The 4,865-nt window shown below is 71.5% G+C and carries 6 protein-coding genes; 2 read left to right on the top strand and 4 right to left on the bottom strand.

Translation table 11 applies throughout. The features are described from left to right. A partial coding sequence (locus MKK70_RS13965) for a transglutaminase-like cysteine peptidase (RefSeq protein WP_243948329.1) occupies positions 1–140 on the top strand: 140 nt, incomplete at its 5' end. Between the two features lie 109 nt (positions 141–249). Then, positions 250–579, top strand: coding sequence for a hypothetical protein (locus MKK70_RS13960; RefSeq protein ID WP_243948463.1), 330 nt, complete (start codon positions 250–252; stop codon positions 577–579). Between the two features lie 316 nt (positions 580–895). Here the strand turns inward: MKK70_RS13960 and MKK70_RS13955 are convergent, their stop codons facing one another. From MKK70_RS13955 to MKK70_RS13940, 4 genes are all read right to left on the bottom strand, one after another. Further along, positions 896–1,438, bottom strand: coding sequence for a MucR family transcriptional regulator (locus MKK70_RS13955; RefSeq protein WP_147860436.1), 543 nt, complete (start codon positions 1,436–1,438; stop codon positions 896–898). Positions 1,439–2,143: 705 nt separating this feature from the next. Further along, positions 2,144–3,355: an ABC transporter permease gene (locus tag MKK70_RS13950; protein ID WP_147729747.1), complete on the bottom strand. Its 1,212-nt coding sequence runs from the start codon at positions 3,353–3,355 to the stop codon at positions 2,144–2,146. A 277-nt stretch (positions 3,356–3,632) separates the two neighbouring features. Beyond that, a complete protein-coding gene (locus tag MKK70_RS13945) occupies positions 3,633–4,085 on the bottom strand; it encodes a DUF4112 domain-containing protein (protein ID WP_147729523.1) in 453 nt (150 codons plus the stop codon). 456 nt (positions 4,086–4,541) lie between these two features. Continuing rightward, positions 4,542–4,865 (bottom strand): aminotransferase class I/II-fold pyridoxal phosphate-dependent enzyme (locus MKK70_RS13940; RefSeq protein WP_243948461.1); only part of this gene is annotated, 324 nt, incomplete at its 5' end.

Here is a 4,865-nt window from a genome sequence, read left to right as displayed (position 1 = left end):
TGGTGCTCGACAACAAGACCAGCCAGATCCTGCCCTGGCACCGCACCGGCTACACCTTCATCAAGCGCGAGAGCCAGGACGCCGTCGCCTGGGTCTCCCTCGGCGGCGTCACCTCCCCGGTCACCACCGCCAACCGCTGAGATCGGCGGCGACGTCCCGAAACGGGATGGCCTCGCAGTCGGGGCGTTGACGAAACCTTCACCGCGTCGGCGCGACGCTCCGGGATCGGAGCCGCCCACCCCGACGCCCATGATGTTCCGTTCCATCCCGAAATCGTTGCTCGCCGCGGGCCTGCTCGTCGCGCTCGCCGCCGCGCTGCCGGCGCGGGCCGGCGAGGCCGGGACGCGCTACGCCTCCTGGCACGGCTGCCTCGACCGGCATTTCGGTCTGCGCGCCGCGATCGGAAGCCGGCTCCTGGCGGCCGACGCGGCGATCGGCGCCTGCCGCGCGCCCGAGCGGGCCTACCTCGCCGCCCTCGCCGCCTCGCCGCTGCTCGATGCCGACGACGCCGAGCAGGCCCGCGCTGCCCTGGTCGCGCGGGCGCGGGCCCGGCTGCTCGGGCAGCGCGCCGCGCTCTGACGCCGCCGATCCTTCGAGAGAACGGTCTTCGCAAACGACACCGCACGCCGCGCCGGATCGCGGCGCGCGTGCGGTGTCGGTTCGCTCGCCACGCCGCGCCTTTCCCGCTCACGCGTCCGGCGAATGCCGGCCCGAGCGGCGTGGGCCGGTCGTCGGGCGCCGCAGGGGAGCGGAGGGAGGGGGAGCGGAGGGAGCGGAGGGAGGCGCGATCCGCCCGTCCGGCACGACCTGCCCGACGGCACGCAGGTCTCCGGCGAGACCGGGTCTGCCGATGGGGCTCGGATCGTGCCGGAGCGGGCGCGAGGCCGCCTCGGCCTCAGGCGGCGTCGGCCTTGCGGGACTGGCTGCCCTTCACGGCGGAGGTCGCAGCCTTGCGGCCGCGGCGGGCGGGCGCGGGCGCCGCCTCCTCGACCTCCTCGGGGGCCTCGGCGGGGGTCGAGCGGCCGGGCTGGCCGAGGCCGAGGCTCTTGGCGAGCGCCGAGCGCTGGGCCGAATAGTTCGCCGAGGTGGTGGGGTAGTCGGCCGGCAGGCCGTAGCGGTCGCGGTAGCTGTGCGGGTCGAGGCCGTGCTTGGTCAGGTGGCGCTTCAGCGTCTTGTAGGACTTGCCGTCGATGAAGCTGACCAGCCCGTCGGGGCGGATCGACTTGCGGATCTGCGCGGGGCTGGGCTTCTCGACCGTCTCGGCCGCGACGGGGGTCGTTCCGGAGCCGACGTTGTTCAGCGCCTCGTGAATGCTGGCGATGAGCGTCGGCAGTTCCGTGATCGGCACGGAGTTGTTCGACACGTAGGCCGCGACGACGTCGACGGTCCGCTCGATATACTCGTTGCTGGTCTGTGCCGACGGTGTAGTTTCAGACATACGTCCGTTCCTTGCCTGTTCCTTGATGGGTCCCCACCCGCAGGAATTATGATGTTTGGCAGAGAAAGCAAGGATGTCGGAGCGGTTATCGGTGCTCAACACACGAACAAGTGTGGATCTTGCCTGCCGTGCTTCGGCGCTATCCGTGCAACCGACCCGGCATCCGCAGCAATGCAGTGCTCAGCGCCGCGCGAAATCTCTGCAACTGCGGAGGGCGGGATTCCGCTGTTGCCCGAACCCGTTACAGCGCCCGCGCGCGGGCGGGGCGGGCGGGCCAAATGCTGGACGGATGCGTCTTGCGCGACCGCCGGCCCGGGCGACGGCTTTATGTCCAAACCGGAGGTCTGCGCAATGGTGGATAAAAGTGTCGCACCAAGATCAATGGCCTGGGATATTTTGAATTCACGCGTACCGGTATAGACATACTAAGTATCGCGATGATGTTCTCGCGGCCGGGCGCGGGAACGGATGCCTCGGGCCGGAGGATCCCGCCGCGCCGACGGTGCTCGAACCTCAGGCGTCAAGCATCCGAGGGCCGGCCCGGTCCTCGCGCGAGGCATTCGCGGCGCGCGGCCGGCGGGCGCATCTCCGGGACACAGTCGCTTCGCGCGACGCCGGTGCCGACGGACAGTCTTGCGGTGCCGACAGGCGCGCTCGGCGGCAGGGTTCGCTCAGCGGCAGGGTTCGCTCAGCGGAAGGTCTTGCTCAGCGGAAGGTCTTGCGCGGATCGAACGCGTCGCGCACCGCCTCGCCGGCGAAGACCAGCAGGCTCAGCATCGCGGCGATCACCAGGAAGCCGGACAGGCCGAGCCAGGGCGCGGTGAGGTTGTCCTTGCCCTGGGCCAGCAGCTCGCCGAGCGAGGGCGAGCCGGGCGGCAGGCCGAAGCCGAGGAAGTCGAGCGAGGTCAGGGTGGTGATCGAGCCGTTAAGGATGAACGGCAGGAAGGTCAGCGTCGCCACCATGGCGTTGGGCAGCAGGTGCACCGTCATGATGCGGACGTTCGACAGGCCGAGCGCGCGGGCCGCCCGCACGTACTCGAAGTTGCGGGCGCGCAGGAACTCGGCGCGCACCACGCTGACCAGCGCCACCCACGAGAACAGCAGCATGATTCCGAGCAGCACGAAGAAGCCCGGCGCGATGAAGGCCGAGATGATGATGATCAGGTAGAGGGTCGGGATGCCGCCCCAGACCTCGATGAAGCGCTGGAACGACAGGTCGACCCAGCCGCCGAAATAGCCCTGCACCGCGCCGGCGACCACGCCGATCAGCGAGGAGACGGCGGCCAGGATCAGCCCGAACAGCACCGAGATGCGGAAGCCGTAGATCACGCGGGCGAGCACGTCGCGCGTGGTGTTGTCGGTGCCGAGCCAGTGCCAGGGAATGCTGGCGCAGCCCTTCCCCGGCACCGTCTCGGCGGCGTGGCACTGCGCGTCGGTGAGCATCCAGGTCGGCGGCGAAGGCGAGGGCGTCGGCAGCCCGTCGTTGATGGTGTCGTAGGAGAACGGGATCGGCGGCCAGATCGCCCAGCCGTTCTCGGCGATCTCCCTGGCGATCTCGGGGGTGCGGTAGTCGGTCCGCGCCAGGAAGCCGCCGAACTTCTCCTCCGGGTAGTCGATCAGCACCGGGAACAGCCACTCGCCCTTGTAGGAGGCGACGATCGGCCGGTCGTTGGCCAGGATCTCGGCGAACAGGCTGACGACGAACAGCGCCAGGAAGATCAAGAACGAGACGTAGCCGAGCCGGTTGCGGCGGAAGTTCTCGAGCCGGCGCCGGTTGAGCGGCGACAGGCCGCCGCGGCGGGGCGCGAGCGGCCGCGCCTCGGGCAGGCCCTCGCTCGGCCGCAGCACGATCGGCTGCGCCCCGGGCATCGGCGCGGGCACGGCGTCGCCCTCGGGGGGCCGGGCGATCTCGTTCATCGCGGGCTGCTCCGCAAGTGGGGCGCGAAGTGGGTCGTAGGGTGCGCGCGATTTCCCTCCCCCCGACGGATCTCGGGCTTGCCCGAGATCCACGCCCCGTGTGCCCCAGTCGGGCAGGCCCGACTGGGGTGCGGGGCAGGGGACCCTGCTGTGCAGGGGGGGAGAGGGGAGCGCCGCATCCGGAGAGGTCGCTCCCCTCTCCCGACCCGCGCTGACGCGAGGCCCGCCCTCCCCCGCAGAGGGGGGAGGGGACGGGAACCGCGTGCCCTGGGAATCCTCAGCCGTCGATCCGCACGGCGGTGCCGTCGATCTCGTTGGGGCGCAGCCCGCCGCTGCGTTCCATCCAGCGGCGCAGCAGGCGGACGTTGCGGCGGTTGGCCTTGAAGGCAGCGTCGAACAGGTCGCCGGCCAGGGGCACGATGCCGATCGCGCCGTCGAAGGCGACGTTCAAGGCCATCCGCGCGATCAGCCAGCGCGGCGCCCCGAGGCGGCGCGCCTCCGCGACGATGTAGGACGAGATCACCATGCCGGCGATGTCGCCGACGATCGGCACGAGGCCGATCACCGCCTCGAGCCCGACCCGCCGGTTGAGGCCGGGGATCAGGAAGGCGGAATCGAGCAGGTGCGCCAGCGCCTCGAGCCGGGCGAGCGTCGCCTCGCGGCTCTGGTCGCCGATGCGCAGCGTCGTGCCCGCGCGCCAGCTTTGGGAGAAGGTCTGCGAGGGATCCATCGGCGGAAACCGGTGAGCGAGGGTGGCCATGGCCCGGGATGTGGCGCCGCGGGGCTGCCCCGGCAAGGCGGGGGGCGTCGTCGGCGCTCGGCGGACGGACGCATGGCCCCTGGAGTGATGGCCCCTGGAGTGATGGCCCTTGGAGCAATGGCCCCTGGAGCAATGGCCCCTGGAGCAAGGCCCCCGGCCACAGGAGCTCCCGCCGCATCGGAACGCGCGCCCGGGACCCGCGCATCCCCTCGCCCCGCCTGCGGGGAGAGGGCCGCGACGACCCCGTCGTCGTCGCGGCGAGGCGGCAGCCGACGGTGAGGGGGCTTCGACCGGGGAGCCTACCACGGCACCGCCCCCTCACCGCCGCTTCGGCTGCGCCTCCCGGCCGCACGACGGGGTGCGGCCTGGCCTCTGCCCGCGTGCGGGGAGAGGGGATGGGCGTTACTTCCCAAATCCGAAACCCGTTCACAGTGCCGCACGCCGGACGCCCGAGCGGCGGTCCAGCGCCGCATCCAGCGTCGCGTCGGGCTTGGCGAAGCAGAGCCGCACGAGCGTGCGCACGGCCCGTTCCGTGTATAACCCGCTCACGGGAATCGCCGCGACTCGATGCGCGCGCACCAGCGACTCGCAGAAGTCGACGTCGTCGGGGTGGCCGAGATCGGCGATGTCGAGGTTGAGGAACCACGTCGCCTGCGCCGGCAGCACCGTGAAGCCGAGATCGGCGAGGCCGCCGGCGAGCCGGTCGCGCGAGCGGGCGTAGCCGGCGCGCATCCCGGTGAAGTAGGCATC

This window comes from Methylobacterium sp. E-041, from assembly GCF_022829665.1.
Taxonomy (GTDB): Bacteria; Pseudomonadota; Alphaproteobacteria; order Rhizobiales; family Beijerinckiaceae; genus Methylobacterium.
This window is presented reverse-complemented; position numbering and strand designations above follow the sequence as displayed.